At 47.3% G+C, this 24,265-nt stretch carries 28 protein-coding genes and 1 other annotated feature; all 28 genes read right to left on the bottom strand.

Annotated elements, in window-relative coordinates:
* Nucleotides 1–29: 29 nt before the first annotated feature.
* Entirely contained in the window at nt 30–296 is a 267-nt protein-coding gene (gene rpsQ / locus PLA01S_RS28380; protein WP_009589223.1) for a 30S ribosomal protein S17, read from the bottom strand.
* Between the two features lie 45 nt (nt 297–341).
* Nucleotides 342–539, bottom strand: a complete 198-nt coding sequence (gene rpmC / locus PLA01S_RS28375; RefSeq protein ID WP_023964925.1) for a 50S ribosomal protein L29 — start codon at nt 537–539, stop codon at nt 342–344.
* The gene (gene rplP, locus PLA01S_RS28370) at nt 529–963 is read right to left on the bottom strand and encodes a 50S ribosomal protein L16 (RefSeq protein WP_009589221.1); all 435 of its coding nucleotides are present in this window, start codon (nt 961–963) and stop codon (nt 529–531) included. The genes rpmC and rplP overlap by 11 nt, the downstream gene beginning before the upstream one ends.
* Nucleotides 964–965: 2 nt before the next feature.
* Entirely contained in the window at nt 966–1,631 is a 666-nt protein-coding gene (gene rpsC / locus PLA01S_RS28365; RefSeq protein WP_006212915.1) for a 30S ribosomal protein S3, read from the bottom strand.
* Nucleotides 1,632–1,644: 13 nt separating this feature from the next.
* Complete coding sequence (rplV, locus tag PLA01S_RS28360; protein ID WP_015737624.1) at nt 1,645–1,977, bottom strand: 50S ribosomal protein L22; 333 nt, start codon at nt 1,975–1,977, stop codon at nt 1,645–1,647.
* A gap of 36 nt (nt 1,978–2,013) precedes the next feature.
* A complete protein-coding gene (gene rpsS / locus PLA01S_RS28355; RefSeq protein WP_023964919.1) occupies nt 2,014–2,289 on the bottom strand; it encodes a 30S ribosomal protein S19 in 276 nt (91 codons plus the stop codon).
* 73 nt (nt 2,290–2,362) lie between these two features.
* Complete coding sequence (gene rplB / locus PLA01S_RS28350) at nt 2,363–3,193, bottom strand: 50S ribosomal protein L2 (RefSeq protein WP_006212918.1); 831 nt, start codon at nt 3,191–3,193, stop codon at nt 2,363–2,365.
* Nucleotides 3,194–3,222: 29 nt separating this feature from the next.
* Nucleotides 3,223–3,516 (bottom strand): 50S ribosomal protein L23, encoded by a 294-nt coding sequence (gene rplW / locus PLA01S_RS28345; protein WP_006212919.1) that lies wholly within the window; start codon nt 3,514–3,516, stop codon nt 3,223–3,225.
* Nucleotides 3,516–4,139, bottom strand: a complete 624-nt coding sequence (gene rplD, locus PLA01S_RS28340; protein ID WP_009589231.1) for a 50S ribosomal protein L4 — start codon at nt 4,137–4,139, stop codon at nt 3,516–3,518. Before rplD ends, rplW begins: the two co-directional genes overlap by 1 nt.
* Before the next feature lie 26 nt (nt 4,140–4,165).
* Complete coding sequence (gene rplC / locus PLA01S_RS28335; protein WP_127595285.1) at nt 4,166–4,789, bottom strand: 50S ribosomal protein L3; 624 nt, start codon at nt 4,787–4,789, stop codon at nt 4,166–4,168.
* Nucleotides 4,790–4,830: 41 nt separating this feature from the next.
* Nucleotides 4,831–5,139, bottom strand: a complete 309-nt coding sequence (gene rpsJ, locus PLA01S_RS28330) for a 30S ribosomal protein S10 (protein ID WP_006212922.1) — start codon at nt 5,137–5,139, stop codon at nt 4,831–4,833.
* A gap of 457 nt (nt 5,140–5,596) precedes the next feature.
* Nucleotides 5,597–6,787, bottom strand: coding sequence for an elongation factor Tu (tuf, locus tag PLA01S_RS28320; RefSeq protein WP_100541550.1), 1,191 nt, complete (start codon nt 6,785–6,787; stop codon nt 5,597–5,599).
* Nucleotides 6,788–6,882: 95 nt separating this feature from the next.
* Nucleotides 6,883–8,964 (bottom strand): elongation factor G, encoded by a 2,082-nt coding sequence (gene fusA / locus PLA01S_RS28315; protein WP_127595282.1) that lies wholly within the window; start codon nt 8,962–8,964, stop codon nt 6,883–6,885.
* A gap of 48 nt (nt 8,965–9,012) precedes the next feature.
* Nucleotides 9,013–9,483, bottom strand: a complete 471-nt coding sequence (rpsG, locus tag PLA01S_RS28310) for a 30S ribosomal protein S7 (protein ID WP_006212929.1) — start codon at nt 9,481–9,483, stop codon at nt 9,013–9,015.
* A 53-nt stretch (nt 9,484–9,536) separates the two neighbouring features.
* Nucleotides 9,537–9,956 (bottom strand): 30S ribosomal protein S12, encoded by a 420-nt coding sequence (rpsL, locus tag PLA01S_RS28305; protein ID WP_006212930.1) that lies wholly within the window; start codon nt 9,954–9,956, stop codon nt 9,537–9,539.
* A gap of 140 nt (nt 9,957–10,096) precedes the next feature.
* Nucleotides 10,097–10,348, bottom strand: a complete 252-nt coding sequence (locus PLA01S_RS28300; protein WP_006212931.1) for a ribosomal L7Ae/L30e/S12e/Gadd45 family protein — start codon at nt 10,346–10,348, stop codon at nt 10,097–10,099.
* A 169-nt stretch (nt 10,349–10,517) separates the two neighbouring features.
* Nucleotides 10,518–14,132 carry a DNA-directed RNA polymerase subunit beta' gene (gene rpoC / locus PLA01S_RS28295; RefSeq protein WP_127595279.1) on the bottom strand — a complete coding sequence of 1,205 codons (3,615 nt, stop codon included), beginning with the start codon at nt 14,130–14,132 and terminating at the stop codon, nt 10,518–10,520.
* A 93-nt stretch (nt 14,133–14,225) separates the two neighbouring features.
* Nucleotides 14,226–17,771: a DNA-directed RNA polymerase subunit beta gene (gene rpoB / locus PLA01S_RS28290; RefSeq protein ID WP_100541553.1), complete on the bottom strand. Its 3,546-nt coding sequence runs from the start codon at nt 17,769–17,771 to the stop codon at nt 14,226–14,228.
* Nucleotides 17,772–18,119: 348 nt separating this feature from the next.
* Nucleotides 18,120–18,725 (bottom strand): class I SAM-dependent methyltransferase, encoded by a 606-nt coding sequence (locus tag PLA01S_RS28285; RefSeq protein ID WP_127595320.1) that lies wholly within the window; start codon nt 18,723–18,725, stop codon nt 18,120–18,122.
* A gap of 183 nt (nt 18,726–18,908) precedes the next feature.
* The gene (gene rplL / locus PLA01S_RS28280; protein ID WP_076326231.1) at nt 18,909–19,271 is read right to left on the bottom strand and encodes a 50S ribosomal protein L7/L12; all 363 of its coding nucleotides are present in this window, start codon (nt 19,269–19,271) and stop codon (nt 18,909–18,911) included.
* A gap of 67 nt (nt 19,272–19,338) precedes the next feature.
* The gene (gene rplJ / locus PLA01S_RS28275) at nt 19,339–19,842 is read right to left on the bottom strand and encodes a 50S ribosomal protein L10 (protein WP_009591975.1); all 504 of its coding nucleotides are present in this window, start codon (nt 19,840–19,842) and stop codon (nt 19,339–19,341) included.
* A gap of 58 nt (nt 19,843–19,900) precedes the next feature.
* Nucleotides 19,901–20,059 (bottom strand) — a sequence feature (ribosomal protein L10 leader region).
* Between the two features lie 69 nt (nt 20,060–20,128).
* A complete protein-coding gene (rplA, locus tag PLA01S_RS28270) occupies nt 20,129–20,821 on the bottom strand; it encodes a 50S ribosomal protein L1 (protein ID WP_009591966.1) in 693 nt (230 codons plus the stop codon).
* Nucleotides 20,822–20,901: 80 nt separating this feature from the next.
* Nucleotides 20,902–21,327: a 50S ribosomal protein L11 gene (gene rplK, locus PLA01S_RS28265; protein WP_076326233.1), complete on the bottom strand. Its 426-nt coding sequence runs from the start codon at nt 21,325–21,327 to the stop codon at nt 20,902–20,904.
* Nucleotides 21,328–21,398: 71 nt separating this feature from the next.
* Complete coding sequence (gene nusG / locus PLA01S_RS28260) at nt 21,399–21,932, bottom strand: transcription termination/antitermination protein NusG (RefSeq protein WP_006212939.1); 534 nt, start codon at nt 21,930–21,932, stop codon at nt 21,399–21,401.
* A 21-nt stretch (nt 21,933–21,953) separates the two neighbouring features.
* Nucleotides 21,954–22,145 (bottom strand): preprotein translocase subunit SecE, encoded by a 192-nt coding sequence (gene secE, locus PLA01S_RS28255; protein ID WP_006212940.1) that lies wholly within the window; start codon nt 22,143–22,145, stop codon nt 21,954–21,956.
* Nucleotides 22,146–22,169: 24 nt separating this feature from the next.
* Nucleotides 22,170–22,319, bottom strand: coding sequence for a 50S ribosomal protein L33 (rpmG, locus tag PLA01S_RS28250; protein ID WP_006212941.1), 150 nt, complete (start codon nt 22,317–22,319; stop codon nt 22,170–22,172).
* 573 nt (nt 22,320–22,892) lie between these two features.
* Entirely contained in the window at nt 22,893–23,537 is a 645-nt protein-coding gene (gene sigH, locus PLA01S_RS28245) for an RNA polymerase sporulation sigma factor SigH (RefSeq protein WP_127595275.1), read from the bottom strand.
* A 204-nt stretch (nt 23,538–23,741) separates the two neighbouring features.
* Entirely contained in the window at nt 23,742–24,260 is a 519-nt protein-coding gene (locus tag PLA01S_RS28240; protein ID WP_100541555.1) for an NYN domain-containing protein, read from the bottom strand.
* Nucleotides 24,261–24,265 lie beyond the last annotated feature (5 nt).

Genomic DNA, 24,265 nt, shown 5'->3' with positions numbered 1-24,265 from the left:
TCCTCCTTCCATCAAAAACTGATCATATCTTAGATGATAACCGCTTTTTCAACCACTTCTACCAATCTCCAGCGCTTATCTTTGGAGAGAGGGCGAGTTTCCATGATTTTAACGGTATCTCCGATTTGAGCTTGATTGTTCTCATCATGCGCTTTAAATTTTTTCGTGTATTTAATGCGTTTGTGATACAAGTCATGCTTCTTATAAGTTTCAACAGCTACAACAATGGTTTTATCCATTTTATCGCTGACAACTTTACCAATTTGCACTTTACGAGCATTGCGTTCTTCGCTCATTTGTTAGCCTCCTTCCTGAATACAGAACACGACGTTTCTGTTTCATTAACTAATCCCAAGTTCTCTTTCACGGATAACGGTTTTAGCACGAGCTATTTCTTTGCGAACGTCACGGATCCGAGTCGGGTTGTCAAGCTGGCCTGTGGCCAATTGAAAACGGAGGTTAAAGAGTTCCTCTTTAAATCCGGAGATTTTTTGCTCGATTTCTGCAGTGGTTAAGTTGCGCAGTTCATTAGCTTTCATTTGCTTCACCACCCACTTCTTCACGTTTCACAAACTTCGTTTTAACAGGCAGCTTGTGAGCGGCGAGACGCATCGCTTCGCGGGCGATTTCCTCGGACACGCCTCCAAGTTCAAACATGATCTTGCCTGGTTTTACAACGGCAACCCATTTCTCAACGTTACCTTTACCGCTACCCATCCGCACTTCGAGAGGCTTTTGAGTAATCGGCTTATCTGGGAAAATCTTGATCCATACTTTACCGCCACGACGGATGTAACGAGTCATCGCGATACGAGCAGCTTCGATCTGACGGTTCGTGATCCAGCCTGGTTCTGTAGCTTGCAGACCGAATTCGCCGAAGTTCAGTTCAGTACCGCCTTTAGCTTGACCTCTCATATGGCCGCGCTGTTGTTTGCGGTGTTTTACACGTTTTGGTACCAACATGATTAGTTGCCTCCTTCCTGAGCAGCTTGTTTCTTAGCCGTAGGAAGAACCTCTCCACGATAGATCCATACTTTCACGCCGATACGGCCGTAAGTCGTATGCGCTTCTGCTGTACCATAGTCGATGTCTGCACGAAGCGTATGAAGTGGAACAGTTCCTTCACTGTAGCCTTCCGTACGAGCAATCTCGGCTCCGCCAAGACGTCCGCTGACCGATGTTTTAATCCCTTTTGCTCCAGAGCGCATAGTTCTTTGAATCGCTTGTTTCAATGCACGACGGAAAGATACACGACGTTCCAGCTGTTGTGCAATGCTTTCAGCAACAAGAATAGCGTCCAGTTCAGGGTTTTTGATTTCAGAAATGTTGATGTGAACTTTTTTACCGCCGGCAATTTTAGTCACTTGTCCGCGCAGTACTTCTACTTCGGAACCACCTTTACCGATAACCATACCTGGCTTCGCAGTGTGGATCGTCACGTTCACACGATTAGCCGCTCTCTCGATTTCGATACGGGATACAGCGGAGTCTTTCAATTTATTTTTCAGGTATTCACGGATTTTCACGTCTTCCAGCAAAAGATCACCGAAGTCTTTGCCTGCATACCATTTGGATTCCCAATCACGGATAATACCGATACGGAGTCCTACTGGATTTACCTTTTGGCCCACACGTTTTCCCTCCTTATTTTTCAGCTACCACCAAAGTAATGTGGCTGGTGCGTTTATTGATCCGGCTTGCACGTCCCATCGCACGCGGGCGGAAACGTTTCATAGTCGGTCCCTGGTTGACATAAGCTTGCGTCACAACCAATTTAGTTACATCCAAAGAGTAGTTATGCTCAGCGTTTGCGATAGCCGAGTTCAAAAGCTTCTCAACAACCGGAGATGCAGCTTTCGGAGTGTGACGAAGAATTGCGATCGCTTCGCCGACTTGCTTACCGCGGATCAAGTCAACAACGAGTTGAGCTTTACGAGGAGCAATACGAATCGATCTAGCATGTGCTTTTGCTTCCATATGTTTAACCTCCTCTCAAACAAAGAGCTTCATTAATTATCTTCTTGTTTTCTTATCATCTTCATGACCTTTGTAAGTACGAGTTGGAGCAAACTCACCCAACTTGTGTCCTACCATGTCCTCTGTTACATATACAGGTACATGCTTACGGCCATCGTATACTCCGAACGTGTGACCGATAAATTGCGGGAAAATAGTGGAGCGGCGGGACCAGGTTTTGATCACAGCCTTTTTGCTTGCGCTGTTCATGTCCTCCACTTTTTTGAGCAGATATCCGTCAATAAAAGGTCCTTTTTTCAAACTACGGCTCATATTGAAATCCTCCCTTCACCAAATTGTCTCGTTACCTTCGAGCCTGTCACGAAGTTATGCACTTAATCGCGCATTACTTCGTGCGGCGGCGAACGATATATTTGTCAGAAGCTTTACCTTTTTTACGTGTTTTGTAACCAAGGGTTGGTTTACCCCATGGAGACATAGGCGATTTACGTCCGATTGGAGCGCGGCCTTCACCACCACCGTGAGGGTGATCGTTAGGGTTCATTACCACACCACGTACTTCAGGACGTTGTCCAAGCCAGCGGCTACGACCAGCTTTACCGATTTTGATCAACTCATGGTCTTGGTTACCCACAGAACCGATGGTTGCACGGCAAACTTTCAGGATGCGACGAACTTCACCGGAAGAAAGACGAACAGTTACGTACTTATCTTCTTTACCGAGAAGTTGAGCTTCTGTACCAGCAGCACGAACCAATTGTCCGCCTTTACCTGGTTTCAATTCAATGTTGTGGATAACGGTACCTACCGGAATGTTTTCCAGTGGAAGTGCGTTACCGATCTTGATGTCAGCACCTACTCCAGATACTACTTGATCTCCAACTTTCAGACCTTTAGGAGCGATGATATAACGCTTTTCACCATCTACATAGTGAATCAGAGCGATGTTGGAAGTACGGTTCGGGTCGTATTCGATTGTAGCAACGCGACCTGGTATGCCGTCTTTATTCCGTTTGAAGTCGATGATACGGTATTTACGCTTGTGTCCGCCGCCATGGTGACGAACCGTAATTTTACCTTGGTTGTTACGGCCAGCTGTTTTGCTCAGCGGAGCCAGCAACGATTTCTCCGGCTGATTCGTGGTGATTTCTTCGAAAGTCGACACGGACATGTTGCGTCGAGCCGGGGATGTCGGTTTATACTTTTTAATAGGCACTGAATTTTCCCTCCTTACTTAAGAAATTCTTATTCAACCGATTCAAAGAACTCGAGCGGTTTGCTGTCTGGAGCCAAAGTCACGATTGCCTTTTTCCATTCGGTTGTGTAACCGGAATAACGGCCATAACGCTTTGGTTTTGCAGGGACACGCATCGTATTCACGTTCGATACTTTAACTTTAAAAATAGATTCGACAGCTTGCTTAATCTCGGTCTTGTTAGCACGGATATCCACTTCAAAAGCATATTTCAGCTCTGCCATGTAGTCAGCCGTACGTTCCGTGATCACCGGGCGCTTGATTATATCGCGTGGGTCTTTCATTACGCGAGCACCTCCTCTACCTTCTGAACTGCTTCCTTCGTAATGATCAGTTGATCGTACGACAGTACGTCAAGAACATTAATGCCGTCAGCCGCTACGAATTTCACACCAGGAATATTACGTGCGGAAAGGGCTACATTATCATCATAGCTTGGAGCAACGATCAGAGCTTTACGGCCTACTTTCAGGTTGCTAAGAATGTTAGCAAACTCTTTCGTTTTCGGCGTATTCAGCGTCAATTGATCCAATACGATAATTGCGTTGTCAATCACTTTGGAAGACAATGCGGATTTAATAGCCAAACGACGGACTTTCTTAGGAAGTTTAAATGTGTAGCTGCGCGGAGTTGGTCCAAATACCACGCCGCCGCCTTTCCATTGTGGAGAACGGATCGAACCTTGACGAGCACGGCCAGTACCTTTTTGTTTCCAAGGCTTACGTCCGCCGCCGCGTACTTCAGAACGTCCTTTTACTTTGTGGGTACCGCGACGAAGGGAAGCGCGCTGCAACAACACTGCACTGTGCAGTACGTGTGCGTTCGGCTCGATGCCGAATACAGCTTCATTCAATTCTACTTCGCCAACTTGGCTACCGCTGACATTATAAAGTGCTACTTTAGGCATTGTTTGTTCCTCCTTTCTTTAGGCGATTATTTCTTCACCGTTTCTTTGATTTGAACAAAACCTTTTTTAGGTCCAGGAATGGAGCCTTTTACAAGGATTACGTTACGCTCTGCATCGACTTTAACAACCTCGAGCTTTTGAATCGTAACTGTCTCATTGCCCATGTGACCTGGCAGACGTTTTCCTTTAGGAACACGGTTTGCCTGGATCGAACCCATGGAACCTGGTCTACGGTGATAACGGGAACCGTGAGACATTGGTCCGCGGCTTTGGCCCCAACGTTTGATTACACCTTGGAAACCTTTACCCTTGGAAATACCCGTTACGTCAACAAATTCGCCCTCTGCGAAGACATCAGCCTTCAGCTCTTGTCCAACCTCGACACTCGCGAGGTCAACACCGCGAATTTCGCGAATGTAGCGCTTAGGCGCAGTGTTTGCTTTTTTCGCATGGCCTGCTTCTGGTTTGTTAGATCTGTTCTCTTTCTTATCAGAGAAACCGACTTGAATCGCTTCGTATCCGTCGTTTTCCAGATCTTTCTTTTGAAGAACAACACAAGGACCTGCTTCGATAACCGTTACAGGAATTACAACACCCTCAGGGGTAAACACTTGAGTCATTCCGAGCTTTCTACCTAAGATACCTTTCATGTTGACACCTCTTTTCTCTTCTCTAATTCATTATGCAATTCTTACAGTTTGATTTCGATATCTACACCGGACGGCAGGTCCAAGCGCATCAAGGCATCCACAGTTTGTGGAGTCGGGTTCACGATGTCGATCAAGCGTTTATGTGTACGCATTTCGAACTGTTCCCGAGAATCCTTATACTTGTGTACCGCACGGAGAATGGTAATTATTTGTTTCTCAGTTGGAAGCGGGATCGGACCGGATACACCAGCACCCGAACGTTTTGCTGTCTCAACAATTTTCTCAGCGGATTGATCAAGAACTCTGTGGTCGTATGCTTTCAAGCGAATACGAATTTTTTGCTTTGCCATTTTATTCCCTCCTTCTATCGCCCAATTTGGTATCGGACATACTCCGCGAAAATTTTCCAACCACCTGCCTCATGGCAAAGGGGCCGGGTGTGTCGGTAACCTCTCGCATCATCGCAACGTCGCAGAACAACATTCACTATTATATATAAAAGATAGGCGTATTGCAAGCACTAATTCATAATTAATATGCATTTGCATCTTTAACCGAAAGTTGCAGGACTTGGTTAATAGATTCCATCGCTTCCGCATATCATATTGTACCGAAATCTCTCTTCTATATAATAGATTGTCCCGAATCTAAGTGCTGACATCCACCAGAGATTGTAAACAGGTAATTTGGGCTGATTGCAATAGAAAAAGAGCCTGATCCAAAGGACCAGACTCTTTTATCAGGACATCACATTGTTGCTCGTTACAATACACTGTTGCTATATTCAACGCTATTCGTAAGCCTTAATTATTTAATGATGGTAGCAACGGAACCAGCACCTACGGTACGGCCGCCTTCACGAATGGAGAATTTAGTTCCTTCTTCAATCGCGATTGGGTTGATCAGGTTAACCGTTACAGTGATGTTATCACCAGGCATAACCATTTCAGAACCCTCTGGCAAGTTGATCACACCAGTTACGTCCGTAGTACGGAAGTAGAACTGTGGACGGTAGCCAGTGAAGAAAGGCTTATGACGTCCGCCTTCTTCTTTGCTCAGTACGTATACTTGAGCTGTGAACTCTGTGTGTGGTTTAACGGAAGCCGGCTTAGCAAGTACTTGACCGCGCTCGATTTGAGTACGCTCAACACCACGAAGCAATGCACCGATGTTGTCACCAGCTTGTGCGGAATCCAGCAATTTACGGAACATCTCAACGCCCGTAACAACGGATTTCTTAGTTTCTTCAGCGATACCAACGATTTCGATCTCGTCACCAACTTTGATCGTACCACGCTCTACACGACCTGTAGCAACGGTACCACGACCAGTGATGGAGAATACGTCCTCGACAGGCATCAAGAAAGGCTTGTCAGTGTCGCGCTCAGGCAATGGGATGTACTCGTCGATTGTTTTGAACATTTCAACGATTTTTTGTGCCCATTCGCCTTCTGGGTTTTGCAGAGCTTCACGAGCGGAACCACGAGTGATCGGAGTGTCGTCGCCTGGGAAGTCATACTCGCTCAGCAGGTCGCGAACTTCCATCTCAACCAATTCCAAGAGCTCTTCGTCTTCAACCATGTCGCATTTGTTCAAGAATACAACGATGTAAGGAACGCCTACTTGGCGGGACAACAGGATGTGCTCGCGAGTTTGCGGCATTGGGCCGTCAGCTGCGGATACAACCAGGATCGCTCCGTCCATTTGAGCAGCACCAGTGATCATGTTTTTAACATAGTCAGCGTGACCTGGGCAGTCAACGTGTGCATAGTGACGAGTATCAGTTTCGTATTCAACGTGGGAAGTCGAAATTGTGATACCGCGCTCGCGCTCTTCTGGAGCTTTGTCGATTTGGTCGAAAGACATTGCAGCACCACCGTAAGTTTTGGACAATACAGATGTGATTGCAGCTGTCAAAGTTGTTTTACCATGGTCAACGTGACCGATAGTACCGATGTTAACATGGGGTTTCGTACGTTCGTATTTAGCCTTTGCCATTTGAACAATTCCTCCTTAAGGGGATATATATGTTAGGCCGGAAGCGGAGTTAACGGGATGTTGGTCCCGCCTCCTATCCAGCAGGTAAAACGTTATTACTCTCCGCCTTTGATCTTGGACACAATTTCATCGGAGATATTCTTAGGAACTTCTTCGTAGTGGGAGAGTTCCATGGAGAACACACCGCGTCCTTGTGTACCGGAGCGAAGGGTAGTGGAGTAACCGAACATTTCGGAAAGAGGTACTTTCGCACGGATAATTTGAGTACCACCACGGGAGTCCATACCTTCGATACGTCCACGGCGGGAGTTCAGCATACCCATTACGTCGCCCATGTATTCCTCAGGCACGGTAACTTCAACTTTCATGATTGGCTCAAGCAGGACAGGTTTACACTTGTCTTTAGCTGCTTTCAAAGCCATGGAACCGGCGATTTTAAACGCCATTTCATTGGAGTCAACATCATGGTAAGAACCGTCGACGATCGTTGCTTTAACGTCAACAAGCGGGAAGCCGGCGAGTACACCGTTCTTCATTTGCTCTTCAATACCTTGCTGTGCAGGACCAATGTATTCTCTTGGTACCGAACCACCGACAACTTTGCTGTCGAATTGGTTACCGCTACCTGGTTCCAGAGGTTCGAACTCAACCCATACGTGACCGTATTGTCCACGACCACCGGACTGACGAACGAATTTACCTTCAACGCGAGCTGGTGAACGGAATGTTTCGCGGTAAGCTACCTGTGGTTTACCCACGTTAGTTTCTACCTTGAACTCACGACGCATACGGTCGATGATGATATCCAAGTGAAGCTCACCCATACCTGCCAGGATCGTTTGGCCTGTTTCTTCATCAGTATGCGCACGAAGAGTTGGATCCTCTTCAGTCAACTTACCGAGAGCTACACCCATTTTATCTTGGTCAGCTTTTGTTTTAGGCTCAACTGCGATTTCGATAACCGGATCAGGGAAGTTCATGGACTCCAAGATAACCGGGTTTTTCTCATCACATAGTGTATCACCTGTACCCGTATCTTTCAAACCTACGGCAGCTGCGATATCTCCGGCGAATACTTCGGAAATTTCTTGACGGCTGTTTGCATGCATTTGAAGGATACGACCAATGCGCTCACGCTTGCCTTTAGTTGCATTCAGTACGTAAGAGCCGGATTGCAGTACACCGGAATATACGCGGAAGAATGTCAGCTTACCAACATAAGGGTCCGTAGCGATTTTGAATGCCAAAGCCGAGAACGGCTCTTCATCGGAAGAATGCCGAATAGCTTCAGTTCCGTCTTCAAGGGTACCCTTGATGTCTGGAACGTCAGTTGGAGCCGGCAAATAATCGATTACGGCATCAAGCATCAACTGAACGCCTTTGTTACGGTAAGAAGATCCACAGATAACCGGGAAGATCTTAACTTCGACAACACCTTTACGCAGAGCAGCTTTCAACTCAGCGATGGTGATTTCTTCACCTTCAAGATATTTCATTGTCAAGTCTTCGTCAAGTTCTGCTACCTTCTCAACCAACTCGTTGCGAAGCTCTTCCACTTGATCCTTGAACTCTGCTGGAATTTCGGTTTCTTCGATATTTTGTCCGAGGTCATCCTTATACATATAAGCTTTTTCCTCGATAATATCGATGATGCCAATGAAATCATTCTCTGCACCGATCGGAAGCTGAATCGCTACCGCGTTCGCTTGCAGACGCTCTCTCATATCTTTAACTACGTTCAAGTAGTCGGCACCGATAATATCCATTTTGTTTACGTATGCGATCCGCGGAACTCCATAACGGTCTGCTTGTCTCCAAACCGTCTCCGACTGAGGTTCAACGCCCTCTTTCGCACTGAATACACCTACTGCCCCATCCAATACACGAAGGGAACGTTCAACTTCTACTGTGAAGTCAACGTGCCCCGGGGTGTCGATAATATTAACGCGATGACCCTTCCAAGAAGCGGTAGTCGCAGCGGATGTGATCGTGATACCGCGCTCCTGCTCCTGCTCCATCCAGTCCATTGTAGCTGCACCCTCGTGAACTTCCCCGATTTTGTGCGTACGGCCTGTATAGAACAAAATCCGCTCTGTAGTGGTCGTTTTACCAGCGTCAATATGCGCCATGATCCCGATATTACGTGTATTTTTCAAGGAGAACTCTCTTGTCGCCATGCGAATAGTCTCCCTTCAAAATTAGAAGTATAAATTAGTTGCTGAATCCTACCAACGGTAGTGAGCAAACGCTTTGTTCGCTTCAGCCATTTTGTGTGTATCTTCGCGTTTCTTAACGGAAGCGCCTGTGTTGTTGGAAGCATCGATGATCTCAGCCGCCAAACGCTCTTCCATCGTCTTCTCGCCGCGGTTGCGGGAGTAGTTTACGAGCCAACGTAATCCAAGGGATGTACGTCTCTCTGGTTTAACTTCGATTGGAACCTGGTAGTTTGCACCGCCGACACGACGAGCTTTAACTTCCAATACTGGCATGATGTTCTTGATAGCTGCTTCAAACACTTCCATCGGATCATTACCAGTACGTTCCTTGATGATGTTGAATGAATTGTAAAGGATGCTTTGAGCAACACCTCTTTTACCATCCAACATGATGCGGTTGATCAGACGAGTTACCAGCTTGCTGTTATACACTGGATCTGGCAGCACGTCTCTTTTAGTTACTGGACCTTTGCGTGGCATGGATATCCCCCTTTCTTCAGTCATGAGTCATGTTACGAAAACATGAGCATCAATTAGCTTTTTGCTTTAGGACGCTTCGTGCCGTATTTGGAACGAGCTTGCATCCGGTTGTTTACACCAGCGGTATCAAGTGCGCCGCGAACGATATGGTAACGTACACCCGGAAGGTCTTTTACCCGTCCACCGCGAACCAATACAACACTGTGCTCTTGCAAGTTATGTCCGATACCCGGAATGTAAGCCGTCACCTCAATGCGGTTCGTCAAGCGAACACGAGCATATTTACGAAGTGCGGAGTTCGGTTTTTTCGGCGTCATTGTGCCTACACGAGTGCATACACCGCGTTTTTGCGGAGCGCTCAAGTCGGTCTCCTCACGTTTCAAAGCGTTAAAACCTTTTTGAAGAGCTGGAGATTTCGATTTGTAAACTTTGGCTTGACGGCCCTTGCGAACCAGTTGGTTAATTGTTGGCATGCTAGCCACCCCCTTCCCGTATTTATCATTCGATTACAAACCCCGTTTAAGTCCACAGACCCAGGCGGTTCATAAAAGAACAAATGAAAAGTTTTTGCCGAGAGAAGTAACGTCTTCTCCAACAAAAACGATTTCTCAAATCATGATTTCAAGACAGCTACCATAGCTGCACCAACTTCAATACCGCATGCTTCTCCAAGCTCTATCATCGTGGGTACATAGTTGATATGCACGCCATTCTTATCACACTCGGATACGACTTTTGAAATCAAACGTTGGTCGCAATCTTCGGCCACATAAACCTCTGCAGCCAAACCGGATTCAACGGCCTTCATCGTTTGTTTGGTGCCAATCTTGATGTGTGCATCCTGTAATCCTTTATCATTAGACATAAGTCATTCCTCCAAAAGAACAGGGAACAAAGAAACTATTCACGCACCTTTGCTATATTAGCATCTGCCCTAATCGATGTCAAGCTATTAAATGAGGAAAAAAGAAACTTTGGGACGGAGAGCTTCCGCATCTTAAGATACGGAAATCTCCCCATCACCTGACTGTCTCTTAATCTATAGAAGCTGTTTCGAGTTCCTGACTTTCGTCATTCACATCGTTTTGTCCCGCGAACTTCACGCTGCGATAACGGTTCATACCGGTACCTGCAGGGATCAGTTTACCAATGATAACATTCTCTTTCAGACCAAGCAGCTGATCGACTTTACCTTTAATGGCAGCGTCAGTCAACACGCGAGTCGTCTCCTGGAAGGAGGCTGCTGACAAGAACGAATCGGTTTCGAGAGATGCTTTTGTAATCCCGAGGAGAACCGGTTTGGCAACCGCAGGTTCTTTCCCGGAGAGAATAGCATCTTTATTTGCTGCTTCGTATTCATGCATATCCACGAAGGAGCCTGGCAGCAGGTTCGTATCTCCCGCATCAACGATACGGAATTTACGCAGCATCTGTCTGATCATAACTTCAACGTGTTTATCGTTAATTTCTACGCCTTGGTTACGGTATACGCGTTGTACTTCCTGTAGGATGTAGTTCTGCACGCCACGGATACCTTTGATGCGAAGCATTTCCTTCGGATCAATGGAACCATCGGTCAGTTCATCCCCGGCTTCAATTTGCTTGCCTTCGCTTACGCGCAGACGAGAGCCATAGGTAACTGCGTAAACCTTAGTCTCAGCTTCACCTTGTATTTCGATTTCACGACGGTCTTTTGTTTCGCGGATCTCTTTAACCACACCGTCGATCTCACTAATGGTCGCTTGACCTTTAGGATTACGGGCTTCAAAGAGCTCCTGGATACGCGGAAGACCTTGCGTAATATCATCACCGGCAACGCCGCCTGTGTGGAACGTACGCATCGTGAGCTGTGTTCCCGGTTCGCCGATGGATTGAGCCGCGATAATACCAACCGCTTCACCAATCTCAACATGCTTACCAGTAGCCAAGTTACGACCGTAACATTTTTTGCAGACGCCATAACGTGCACGACAGCTCAAGATGGAACGAATTTGAAGCTTCTCAACGCCAGCTGCTACGATTTCTTCAGCTTTGTCGGAGTCAATCAATTCGTTACGATTTACGATGATCTCTTTCGTTTCCGGATGACGGACGGTTTCAAATGCATAACGTCCCTCAATACGGTCATAGAGATCCTCGATAACTTCTTTACCGTCCTGAATACGGCTAACAGTAAAGCCTTTATCCGTGCTGCACTCATCTTCGCGAACGATAACATCCTGGGCTACGTCAACAAGTCGACGAGTCAAGTAACCGGAGTCAGCGGTACGAAGCGCTGTATCGGCAAGACCTTTACGCGCACCGTGCGTGGACAGGAAGTACTCGAGTACCGTCAGTCCTTCACGGAAGTTCGATTTGATTGGGAGTTCGATGATACGACCCGACGGGTTCGCCATCAGACCCCGCATACCACCGAGCTGAGTGATCTGCGATTTGTTACCCCGTGCTTTCGAATCAACCATGAGCATGATGGAGTTAAAGCGGTCCATCGATTTCATGAGTACATCCGTAATATCGTCCTTGGTCTTGGACCAGATATCGATAACACGGTCATAACGTTCTTCATTCGTAATCAAGCCGCGGCGATATTGGTTCGTTACCACTTTAACCTTCTCGTCGGACTCTTTCAGAATTTCATTCTTCTCGTCAGGTACGATAACGTCGGATACCGCAACGGTTACGCCTGCACGAGTAGAATAGGTGAAACCGAGCTGCTTGATTTTATCCAAAATCACAGAGGTTTCCGTTGTATGGTACGTTTCGAAGCAGCGTGCAATGATGGAACCCAGATATTCCTTACCAACAGCACCGCTGATTGGCAGTTCCTGAATCACTTTTTGAATATCTGCGCCCTTCTCGTATACGAAATACTTCTCAGGCGTGCCTTGCAGCAAGTTCGTACGAGTCGCTTCATTGATGTAAGGGAAGCTGGCAGGGAAAATCTCGTTAAAGATAATCCGGCCGATCGTCGTAACCAAAATCGCATCCTGCTGTTTTTCCGTAAAGCTGGTCTTGCCCAGGGCTTTAACCGGAATCGCTACGCGTGCATGCAGACCGGCTGCTTCACGCTGATAAGCGGAAACCGCTTCGTTCACGCTGCCCAGAATCATGCCGGTACCTTTCTCTTCCTTGTTATCCATCGTCAGATAGAAGGAACCCAGTACCATATCCTGAGACGGCGTAACAACCGGCTTGCCGTCTTTCGGGTTCAGAATGTTACCCGATGCCAGCATCAACAGACGCGCTTCAGCTTGAGCCTCAGCGGACAAAGGAACGTGAACCGCCATTTGGTCACCGTCAAAGTCAGCGTTATACGCTGTACATACGAGCGGATGGAGACGGATCGCATGGCCCTCAACCAGAATCGGTTCAAATGCTTGAATACCGAGTCTGTGAAGCGTCGGTGCACGGTTCAGAAGAACCGGATGCTCTTTAATGACCTCTTCGAGCACATCCCATACTTCTGGACTTACACGTTCTACTTTGCGTTTCGCACTCTTGATATTATGAGCCAGGCCTTTGTTGACCAGTTCTTTCATAACGAACGGCTTGAAGAGCTCAAGCGCCATTTTCTTAGGCAGACCGCACTGGTACATTTTCAGGTAAGGACCTACAACGATAACGGAACGACCGGAATAGTCAACCCGTTTACCGAGCAAGTTCTGACGGAAACGTCCTTGTTTACCTTTCAGCATGTGGCTGAGGGATTTAAGCGGACGGTTACCTGGACCTGTGACCGGACGACCGCGACGGCCGTTATCGATCAATGCATCGACAGCTTCCTGCAGCATGCGCTTCTCGTTCTGTACGATAATATCCGGCGCGCCGAGATCCAGCAGTCTTTTCAGACGGTTGTTCCGGTTAATAACACGACGGTACAGATCGTTCAAGTCGGAGGTCGCAAAGCGTCCACCGTCAAGTTGAACCATCGGGCGAAGCTCCGGCGGAATGACCGGCAGCACATCCATGATCATCCACTCCGGATTGTTGCCGGAGTTACGGAACGCCTCAATCACTTCCAGGCGTTTGATGGCCCGGTTGCGGCGCTGACCCTGTGCAGTGCGCAGTTCTTCCTTAAGGAACTCAAGCTCTTTGTCAACATCGATGTCTTGAAGAAGCTTCTTAACCGCCTCAGCACCCATGCCTGCCTGGAATCCGTAGCCGTACTTCTCACGATAGCTGCGATATTCCTTCTCGGACAACAGCTGCTTCTTCTCCAGCGGTGTATCTCCTGGATCGGTTACAACATAAGATGCGAAGTAAATGATCTCTTCCAGAGATCTTGGGGACATATCCAGAGCCAGACCCATACGGCTTGGAATGCCTTTGAAATACCAAATATGCGATACAGGAGCCGCAAGCTCGATATGGCCCATCCGTTCACGACGGACTTTAGCGCGTGTTACTTCAACGCCACAGCGATCGCAGACTACTCCTTTATAACGGACACGCTTATACTTACCGCAATGACATTCCCAGTCCTTCTGCGGACCGAAAATCCGCTCACAGAACAGGCCTTCTTTCTCCGGCTTCAATGTACGGTAGTTAATCGTTTCCGGCTTCTTCACCTCTCCGCGAGACCAAGAGCGAATTTTTTCCGGTGAAGCAAGACCGATTTTCATGTACTCAAAATTGTTAACGTCCAACAAGGAGCAACCCTCCTCAACCTAGTCCTATTTATGTGCTATACGACCATAACACCACCGCCGACTTATAAGCCGACGGGGGTGAATGATTGACCGTTATTCCACTCCGACTTCAGTGCCTTCCAAGTTAAGGCTCAGTTTATCACCTTGAGCATCGTCTTCGTCGTCGAGTTCTTTCATCTCGATTTCCTCTTCATTCTCGCTCAGGATTTTGACGTCCATACCGAGAGACTGAAGCTCTTTAATCAATACCTTGAACGATTCAGGAACACCCGGTTCCGGAACGTTCTCGCCCTTGACGATGGATTCGTAGGTTTTCACCCGGCCGACCACGTCATCCGACTTGACGGTAAGAATTTCTTGCAGCGTATAGGCAGCACCGTAAGCTTCAAGCGCCCACACTTCCATCTCACCGAAGCGCTGTCCGCCGAACTGAGCTTTACCACCCAGCGGCTGCTGCGTAACGAGTGAGTATGGTCCCGTAGAACGGGCGTGAATTTTATCATCAACCATATGCGCGAGCTTGATCATGTGCATGACGCCGACGGTAACTTCACGTTCAAAACGCTCACCCGTCCGTCCGTCGTACAATACGGTCTTACCATTGCGCTGCATGCCTGCTTCTTCCATCGTATCAAACACGTCATACTCGCTTGCACCGTCAAATACCGGTGAAGCCACGTGAATGCCGAGCTGGAGCGCAGCCATACCCAAGTGAACCTCGAGCACCTGACCGATGTTCATCCGTGATGGAACCCCTAGAGGGTTCAACACAACTTGGACCGGCGTGCCATCTGGCAGGAACGGCATATCTTCTTCAGGCAAAATACGGGCAACGACACCTTTGTTACCGTGACGTCCGGCCATTTTGTCACCTTCGGAGATTTTACGTTTCTGTGCGATGTAAACGCGAACCAGTTGGTTAACGCCCGGCGGCAATTCGTCGCCGTTCTCACGTGTAAACACCTTAACATCTACGATGATCCCGTCACTACCGTGAGGAACGCGCAGCGAGGTATCGCGCACTTCGCGAGCCTTCTCACCGAAGATCGCATGCAGGAGACGCTCTTCTGCCGTCAGTTCGGTTACACCCTTAGGTGTTACCTTACCCACGAGGATGTCTCCGGCGCTGATTTCGGCACCGATGCGGATGATTCCGCGCTCGTCAAGGTTCTTCAGCGCTTCTTCCCCTACGTTTGGAATATCACGCGTAATTTCTTCCGGTCCAAGCTTCGTGTCACGAGCTTCGGATTCGTACTCCTCGATATGAATCGAAGTGTACACGTCCTCTTTGACCAGTTTCTCGGAGAGAAGAATCGCATCCTCGTAGTTGTAACCTTCCCAAGTCATGAACGCAACAACGACGTTGCGGCCCAGTGCCAATTCACCCATCTCTGTGGATGGACCGTCTGCGAGGATGTCACCTTTTTTGATTACATCGCCGCGTTTAACGATTGGACGCTGATTGATGCATGTTCCTTGGTTCGAACGCATAAATTTGTGTAATTTATGTTTAATAAGATCGCCTTTGACTTCTTGTCCGTCGACATTTTCCACACGGCGGACCCAGATTTCATTAGCGGATGAACGTTCGATAATCCCGTCATATTTGGACACAATACATACACCGGAGTCTTTTGCAGACTTGTGTTCCATTCCGGTTCCGACCAGCGGAGCTTTAGGAATAAGAAGCGGAACAGCCTGCCGCTGCATGTTGGATCCCATCAGCGCGCGGTTGGAGTCATCGTTCTCAAGGAACGGAATGAGCGCCGTCGCTACCGACACGACCTGCTTAGGCGATACGTCCATGTAGTCTACACGGTCGCTCGGCATAGGAAGGATGTTATCGGATTGCTTGTTATAACGTACGATAACCATTTCGTCAGCGAAGGTTCCGTCTTCGTTGAGTTCGGCGTTCGCCTGGGCAACGATATAGTTATCCTCTTCATCTGCAGTCAGGTAATCGATTTGGTCCGTTACTTTACCGGTCTTCGGATCCACCCAACGATACGGAGCTTCAATGAAGCCATATTCGTTGATGCGCGCAAACGTCGACAGGGAGTTGATCAGACCGATGTTCGGTCCCTCCGGCGTCTCGATCGGACACATACGGCCATAGTGACTGTGGTGAACGTCCCGCACTTCAAAGCCCGCACGCTCACGCGTCAAACCGCCGGGTCCGAGAGCAGACAGACGACGTTTATGCGTCAGTTCCGCAAGCGGGTTGGTCTGATCCATGAACTGGGACAGCTGGGAGCTACCGAAGAACTCTTTAATCGATGCGATAACCGGACGTATGTTGATGAGCGCCTGCGGCGTAATCACATTAGCATCCTGAATCGACATTCTTTCACGAACGACACGTTCCATACGGGACAAACCGATACGGAACTGATTTTGAAGCAATTCGCCTACGGAGCGCAGACGACGGTTACCCAGGTGGTCGATATCATCCGTGTTGCCGATTCCATGCAGCAAGTTGATGAAGTAGCTGATGGAAGAAATGATATCCGCCTGCGTAATATGCTTCACGGATTTATCAATGTTTGCGTTCGCGATGACCTTCACGACTTTTGCATCCTCGATTGGAGAGAATACGTCGATCGTTTGCAGCGGGATATCCTCGCTGTCCATCACGCCGCCGGTAACATGGTAATTCTTAAAGCCTACGCTCTTCTCAAGGTAAGGCATGATCTCGTCCAAAAGACGGCGATCTACGGTTTGACCAGCTTCCGCAATGATCTCACCCGTATCGGTGTCTATCAAACTCTCTGCCAAACGTTGATTAAAGAGACGGTTCTTAATATGAAGCTTCTTGTTGATCTTGTAGCGACCAACGTTAGCCAAATCATAACGCTTCGGATCGAAGAAACGGGCAACGAGAAGGCTCTTCGCATTCTCCAGTGTTGGCGGCTCGCCCGGACGAAGACGTTCATAGATTTCGATGAGCGCTTTTTCCGTAGAGTCGGTGTTGTCTTTATCCAGCGTATTTTGAATATATTCATCATTGCCCAGAAGATCCAGAATCTCGGCATCTGTACCAAAACCAAGTGCACGTAAAAGTACCGTTACAGGGATTTTACGGGTGCGGTCGATCCGGACATAGATAATGTCCTTCGCGTCCATCTCCAGTTCCAGCCAAGCGCCGCGGTTAGGGATAACTGTTGCAGTGTACGTCGTCTTACCGTTTTTATCCACTTTTGTGCTGAAATAGACGCTGGGAGAGCGAACCAACTGGCTGACAATAACCCGTTCGGCACCATTGATAATGAATGTTCCGGTTTCCGTCATTAACGGGAAGTCTCCCATGAACACTTCCTGCTCCTTGACCTCTCCGGTCTCCTTGTTAATGAGCCGGACTTTCACGCGGAGCGGCGCCGCATAAGTAACGTCGCGTTCTTTCGCGTCATCGACGGTGTATTTCGGTTCTCCAAGGCTGTAGTCAATGAACTCTAGTACCAAATTACCTGTGAAATCCTGAATCGGCGAGATGTCCTGGAACATTTCGCGGAGTCCTTCCTCCAAAAACCATTCATAAGATTTTTGTTGGATTTCAATCAGGTTCGGAACTTCGAGTACCTCGTTAATACGAGCATAACTTCGCCGAGTGCGTCGACCATATTGAACAAGATGTCCTGCCAACTTAAACTCACCCCTCATGTCTACTCACTTTAAAAATTTCATTGCGAACCTCTGTTTGTAACACTATAATGGAACATACAGAGGACACTCCCATAAATAGAGAAAAGCCCTTATCGAATACCTTTTCGAAAAAAGAGCAGCTTATCCATGGTTATGATAATCATCTCATATCCTGTAGATTTGCCCAAAATGTACATATTATACGTCAATATGATCGACTTTATGCATCTTTCCACACATTAAGTCTTGACATTTCAGTCAACTAAAGACAAAGAGACCATCCTAATACTGACATTTTATAATAATACCATACCAGCATACCCAAGTCAACAGCCTAGTCGAACTATTTTAAGAAGATTTCGTCGCTTTAAATATCCGGTATCCTTTATCCTTCGTTACTTCCTCTACCTGATGAAATAAACTCTCCAGTTTCGCTTTCGCTGAAGGCGCGCCTTGCTTCTTCTGAATCACAACCCACAGCTGCCCATCCTCGCGCAAATGCTTCCACGATTCTTCGAATATGGCATGTACCGTCTCTTTCCCGGCACGAATCGGCGGATTGGTTAGAACCACGTCAAATTGCTGACCCTGCACCGCAGCAAACAAATCGCTCTCCACAATGGTCACATTGGATATACCGTTACGTTTCGCATTCTCCTTGGCTAATTCGACAGCACGGCTATTGATGTCGATCATGGTCACATGGCCTTGCGCAGCCATTCTTGCCGCCGACAGACCGATCGGACCATATCCGCAGCCTACATCCAACACTTCAGCATGCTGGTTAAAGTTCATTGCCTCTATTAACACCTTGCTGCCATAATCCACGCCGCTCTTAGAGAATACGCCCGCGTCACTGATAAAGTTGAAAGTCTGCCCCCGAAGCTCCGTCTTTAACTCCTTACGGTCATGAGCAATTTCCGGCTGGTTCGAGTAATAATGTTGATTCGGCATCATTTCCTCCGTCTTGAATCAAAGTCTGCCCGCCTAAGCTATTTCGCTCTTAAGCGCTCTTATCCCCAGTATAACCTTTCTTCCGGAGAATCAGTACCCCGTGATCTCCCCGCCACAATAACAAACCCCTTGAACAAATATTCAAGGGGTTTGATTCTTGCTGCGTGAATCTCAAGAAGCTAATTACTTAACTTCTACGGATGCGCCTGCTTCTTCCAATTTAGCTTTAACAGCTTCTGCTTCTTCTTTAGCTACTTTTTCTTTCAATGGTTTTGGAGCGTTGTCAACCAGTTCTTTTGCTTCTTTCAAGCCAAGACCTGTGATTTCGCGAACCACTTTGATTACGTTGATTTTGGACGCGCCTGCGCTAGTCAGGATTACGTCAAATTCGGATTGCTCAGCAGCTTCAGCTGCACCAGCGCCACCTACAACAGCTACTGGAGCTGCAGCAGTTACACCAAATTCTTCTTCGATTGCTTTTACGAGATCGTTCAGTTCCAGAACGGACATACCTTTAATTGCTTCCAAGATTTGCTCTTTGCTCATTGGGTTGAACCTCCATTTATTATTAAGATTTTATAGTTGTTGTTACACAGCTTCAGCAAGACATAGCTTATGCGCCTTGTTCTTCCTTCTCAGCAACAGCCTTAACTGCAAGCGCGAAGTTCCGCACTGGAGCTTGAAGCACGCTGAGGAGCATGGAGAGGAGACCTTCGCGGGACGGAAGTTCTGCCAGAGCTTTAATTTCGCTCTCTCCGATTACACGGCCTTCTACTACGCCGCCTTTCAATTTCAACGCGTCGTTTTTCTTAGCAAAATCGTTGAGGATTTTTGCTGGAGCGACAGCGTCATTGGTACCAAATGCAACAGCTGTTGGACCAGTCAAGACTTCGTCCAGATCAGTCAGCTCTGCTGCCGCAGTTGCACGGCGAAGCAGCGTGTTTTTCAGTACTTGGAACTCGACGCCAGCTTCACGAAGCTGTTTACGAAGTTCAGTTACTTGCGCAACGTTCAGTCCGCGATAGTCAGCAACTACTGTCGATACGCTTTCGCGCAGCTTAGCAGCAACGACATCAACCGCTTCTTGTTTCGCTTGAATCACTTTTGCGTTTGCCAATGATTACACCTCCTGGTTGTATTAGTAGCGTAAGAGCACCAAGCTCTCCACTCTTCCTACGGGCACTAAAAAAGCCTCCGTAGAATCACGAAGGCCTGATGAATCATCATTTGGCCGGTGTAACCGGACAAATTGTTGACGTTCTATCATAACACCTCGGTAGGAAATTAAGCCTGCTTAGGGCACCTACTGTCTACGGTAAGCATATTCAACTTTAAGGGTCAGTCTCGAAGACTCACAACTGTTACATAATATCAAACCTCATTGACCAAAGTCAATGGTAATATTATCTGTAAACGGTTGTGTTCACGCGAGCGCTTGGTCCCATTGTCGAGGAAACAGCAATACCTTTCAGGTATACACCTTTAGCAGCAGCTGGTTTCGCACGATTCAATGCATCGATGAGAGCTTTGAGGTTCTCATTCAATTGAGCTGCATCGAAAGACACTTTGCCGATTGGCGCGTGAATTTGACCTGCTTTGTCCAGACGGTACTCGATTTTACCGGCTTTGATTTCTTGAACAGCCTTAGCAACATCGAATGTAACCGTACCAGCTTTAGGGTTAGGCATCAGGCCTTTACCACCGAGCAGACGGCCAAGTTTACCGACTTCACTCATCATATCAGGTGTAGCTACGCAGACATCGAACTCGAACCAGCCTTGTTGAATTTTGTTGATCATGTCTTGATCGCCAACAAAATCAGCGCCAGCAGCTTCTGCCTCTTTCGCTTTTTCACCTTTTGCAAATACCAGAACGCGTTGTGTTTTACCTGTGCCGTGAGGCAAGACAACAACACCACGAACAGCCTGGTCTTGTTTACGTGGGTCTACACCCAAACGTACAGCCGCTTCAACAGTTTCGTCGAATTTGGCAGTTGCAGCCTTCTTCACAAGCTCTACAGCTTCCAAAGGCTCATAAGTTGCTTCGCTGTCAATCAGCTTCGCAGCTTCAACGTATTTCTTACCGTGTTTAGCCATGTTTGTTTTCCTCCTTTGTGGTGTTAGCGGAAATTCCTCCCACATAATCCGAACCTAGTCCGGTTTCAATCGAAAGACAATTAGTCTTCGATTGTGATACCCATACTACGGGCAGTACCTTCTACCATCTTCATTGCAGCTTCAACAGATGCAGCGTTCAGGTCAGGCATTTTTGTTTCAGCGATTTGACGAACAGCGTCACGCTTAACGGTAGCCACTTTCTTCTTGTTAGGCTCGCCGGATCCTTTTTCGATCTTAGCAGCCACACGAAGCAGAACAGCAGCCGGTGGAGTTTTAGTGATGAATGTAAAGGAACGATCTTCAAACACCGAAATTTCAACCGGAATGATCAGACCAGCTTGATCAGCAGTACGTGCGTTGAACTCTTTACAGAATGCCATGATGTTGACACCCGCTTGACCCAATGCAGGACCTACTGGAGGAGCCGGATTCGCTTTACCTGCAGGAATTTGCAGTTTCACAATCTTGATAACTTTCTTAGCCATGGTTGACACCTCCTTGCATCAATAGTGGTAGCGGACGCTTTGATACGCCCTCCCACAAGAAACCTGAAGAATTAGATCTTCTCCACTTGAGTATAATCCAACTCCAGCGGGGTTTCCCGTCCAAACATGTTGACGTGAACTTTCAACTTGCTCTTTTCAGCCAAAATCTCTTCCACGGAGCCCACAAAATTCGCAAAAGGACCAACCTTGATACGAACGGATTCCTTGATGTCGAATTCGATCTTCGGTTTCGGCTCTTCCATGCCCATATGCTTCAGAATCTGTTCTACTTCTTCTGGAAGCAAAGGCGTCGGTTTAGAACCGGACCCTGTCGAACCAACAAAACCGGTCACTCCTGGTGTATTGCGGACAACATACCAAGAATCATCGGTCTGAATCATTTCGACCAAGACATATCCCGGGTAAACTTTACGCATGACGGTTTTTTTCTTACCGTCTTTGTTTACGATTTCTTCTTCCATCGGAACAAGAACGCGGAATATTTTGTCCTCCATGCCCATGGACTCGACACGTTTTTCCAAATTGGCTTTGACTTTATTCTCATACCCAGAGTAGGTATGAACTACGTACCATCTTTTTTCCATATCAAGCCACCTGGGACCCTTCTAAATTATCGCTTCGATCACAGCGGAAATACCGATGTCTACAACCCAAAAATAAATCGTGACAAACACAATGGTGCCGAGAACAATTAAAGTATAGTTCGTCAGTTCTTTACGATTAGGCCAGCGAACTTTTTTAAGTTCCGCCCAGCTTTCAGAGAAAAAGGAAAACAGAGACTTGAAACCACGTTTCACGCCGACTACACCTCCAAAAGAAAACTATCTGGTTTCGCGATGAGGAGTTTGCTCGTTACAGAACTTGCAAAATTTCTTCATCTCCATGCGGTCGGGGTGATTTCGCTTGTTTTTGGTGGTTGTGTAGTTTCTTTGTTTGCAGCTTGTACAAGCCAAAGTGATAATTACCCGCATGATGTGCACCTCCCGAAGACGTCCTTCTTTGTCAGAAGAATCGATATTGATCCTAGTAGAAACAACCTTGTTCTCATCGAAACCCGGTTATTTCTGCGAGATGAATAAAACCGTTGTTCCAAAAGCTGTAACAACGATCCATTCATAAAACACGCGAATTTAGGCCTACCTAAAACACTTTATCACAAGGATAGCGCCATTTCAAGCCTTTTTCTCTCTGATTGCGGGCTGCAATAAATGCCATTGCCAGCTAAACCAGGGAATGAGTCCCCGGAATATTGTAAACAACTCGCTGTAAAAAACTGTGGCGTTTCACAGTCTTTGTCCATCCTGCATAGCATTTAGTCTATATCCAGTATGTTCAATCTTCTAACAGATGAAACACCAAATATTACACATTTTGCGTTTTGCGAAAATGGACATCTTTGAATATCGTCCTATCCTATCTGCCAATAAATGATAATAACGACAAAGGATACGCAGATCCTTCGCCGGCCATTCTGATTTAAAAACGATCAGGCAATTAAAAAAAGGCTCTGATTGAGCCTTCTGCTTCTTATCCGACACTTGCTATTAATTATCCCTGACTTCCAGATAACGTTCAAGCTTTCGCTTTACCCGTTGGAGTGCATTGTCAATCGATTTTACATGACGCCTTAAATCTACCGCAATCTCTTGATAGGATCGACCGTCCAAATAGAGCATCAGGACTTTTCGTTCCAGATCGCTTAAGATCTCTGCCATCTTGTCTTCCAGGCCGACAAATTCCTCTTGATTAATGATCAGTTCCTCCGGATCGCTTACCGCAGTACCGCAAATGACATCCAGCAGCGTACGGTCCGAATCCTCATCATAAATCGGCTTGTCCAATGAGACATACGAATTGAGCGGAATATGCTTCTGTCTCGTAGCGGTCTTAATTGCCGTAATAATCTGTCTGGTAATGCAGAGCTCGGCAAAGGCCTTGAACGAGGACAGCTTATCCCCTTTAAAATCACGAATTGCCTTGTACAGCCCGATCATGCCTTCCTGGACAATATCTTCCCGGTCAGCACCAATCAGAAAATAAGAGCGGGCTTTAGCACGTACAAAATTCCGGTATTTATTGATCAAATACTCCAGCGCCCCGCTATCACCCTCGCGGACCGCCTCGACAATGTCTTCATCGCTTATCACATCATACCCTGACAACATGACTTCCTTGAGGTCCACACTCAATAGAATCCCTCCGGCCCGGAACGCACGGTAGCCCGTCACTCGCTTGAAATATATGACAAGTATATATGATGTCTACTAGACCGTCAACCACGTTCTACCTAAAATAGACTGATAATAACATTTAATGTAAACTTTTTCGTAGATTCATATACCGTTTCATTCTCCAAATGAGCCGACCTTTTGTCCCTATTGTGTAAAACAGCACTATTCCCTTCGCCAGCGCTCGAACATCTGTCTCACATCCGGCGGCAGCTTCCCGTCAAGTGTATTCCTGCTCTTGGTCTGCTCTTTCGTTATTTTCTGCTTCACTTCGCGCTCGCTCTGCTCCACTTCGTTCAGCAATTCCCGGGCGGACAGCCGGAGTGCTCCCCGAGCAAAAATCACGTGCTGCTCAATTAAATCGCTGGTCGCCACATAAATTTTTCGCCGGCGGTGGCTGAACTCTCCGACTAACCGTTCAATGCACTCATCGGCCGTTTCCTTCTCCTTCGTAAAAAACACCTGAACCTTGCCTTGCGTGTAGGATTTCCCCAATCCAGGAACCCGGTATGCGTCAAAAATCACCACGACTCTGAGGCCTGAATACGCCTGGTAATCCGCTAATTTCTCAAGCAGCATGTCTCGCGCTTCATGCATGCTGCTATTGGCGAGCTTCGCAAGAAATGGCCAGCCGCCGATCATATTATAACCGTCGACCAGCAGCACATCCCGCCAATCGGCCATCATTG

The sequence above is a fragment of the Paenibacillus lautus NBRC 15380 genome (genome assembly GCF_004000945.1).
Lineage (GTDB): Bacteria > Bacillota > Bacilli > Paenibacillales > Paenibacillaceae > Paenibacillus_AQ > Paenibacillus_AQ lautus.
Note: the sequence above shows the minus strand (reverse complement) of the source record. Positions and strands in the feature narration are given on the sequence as shown.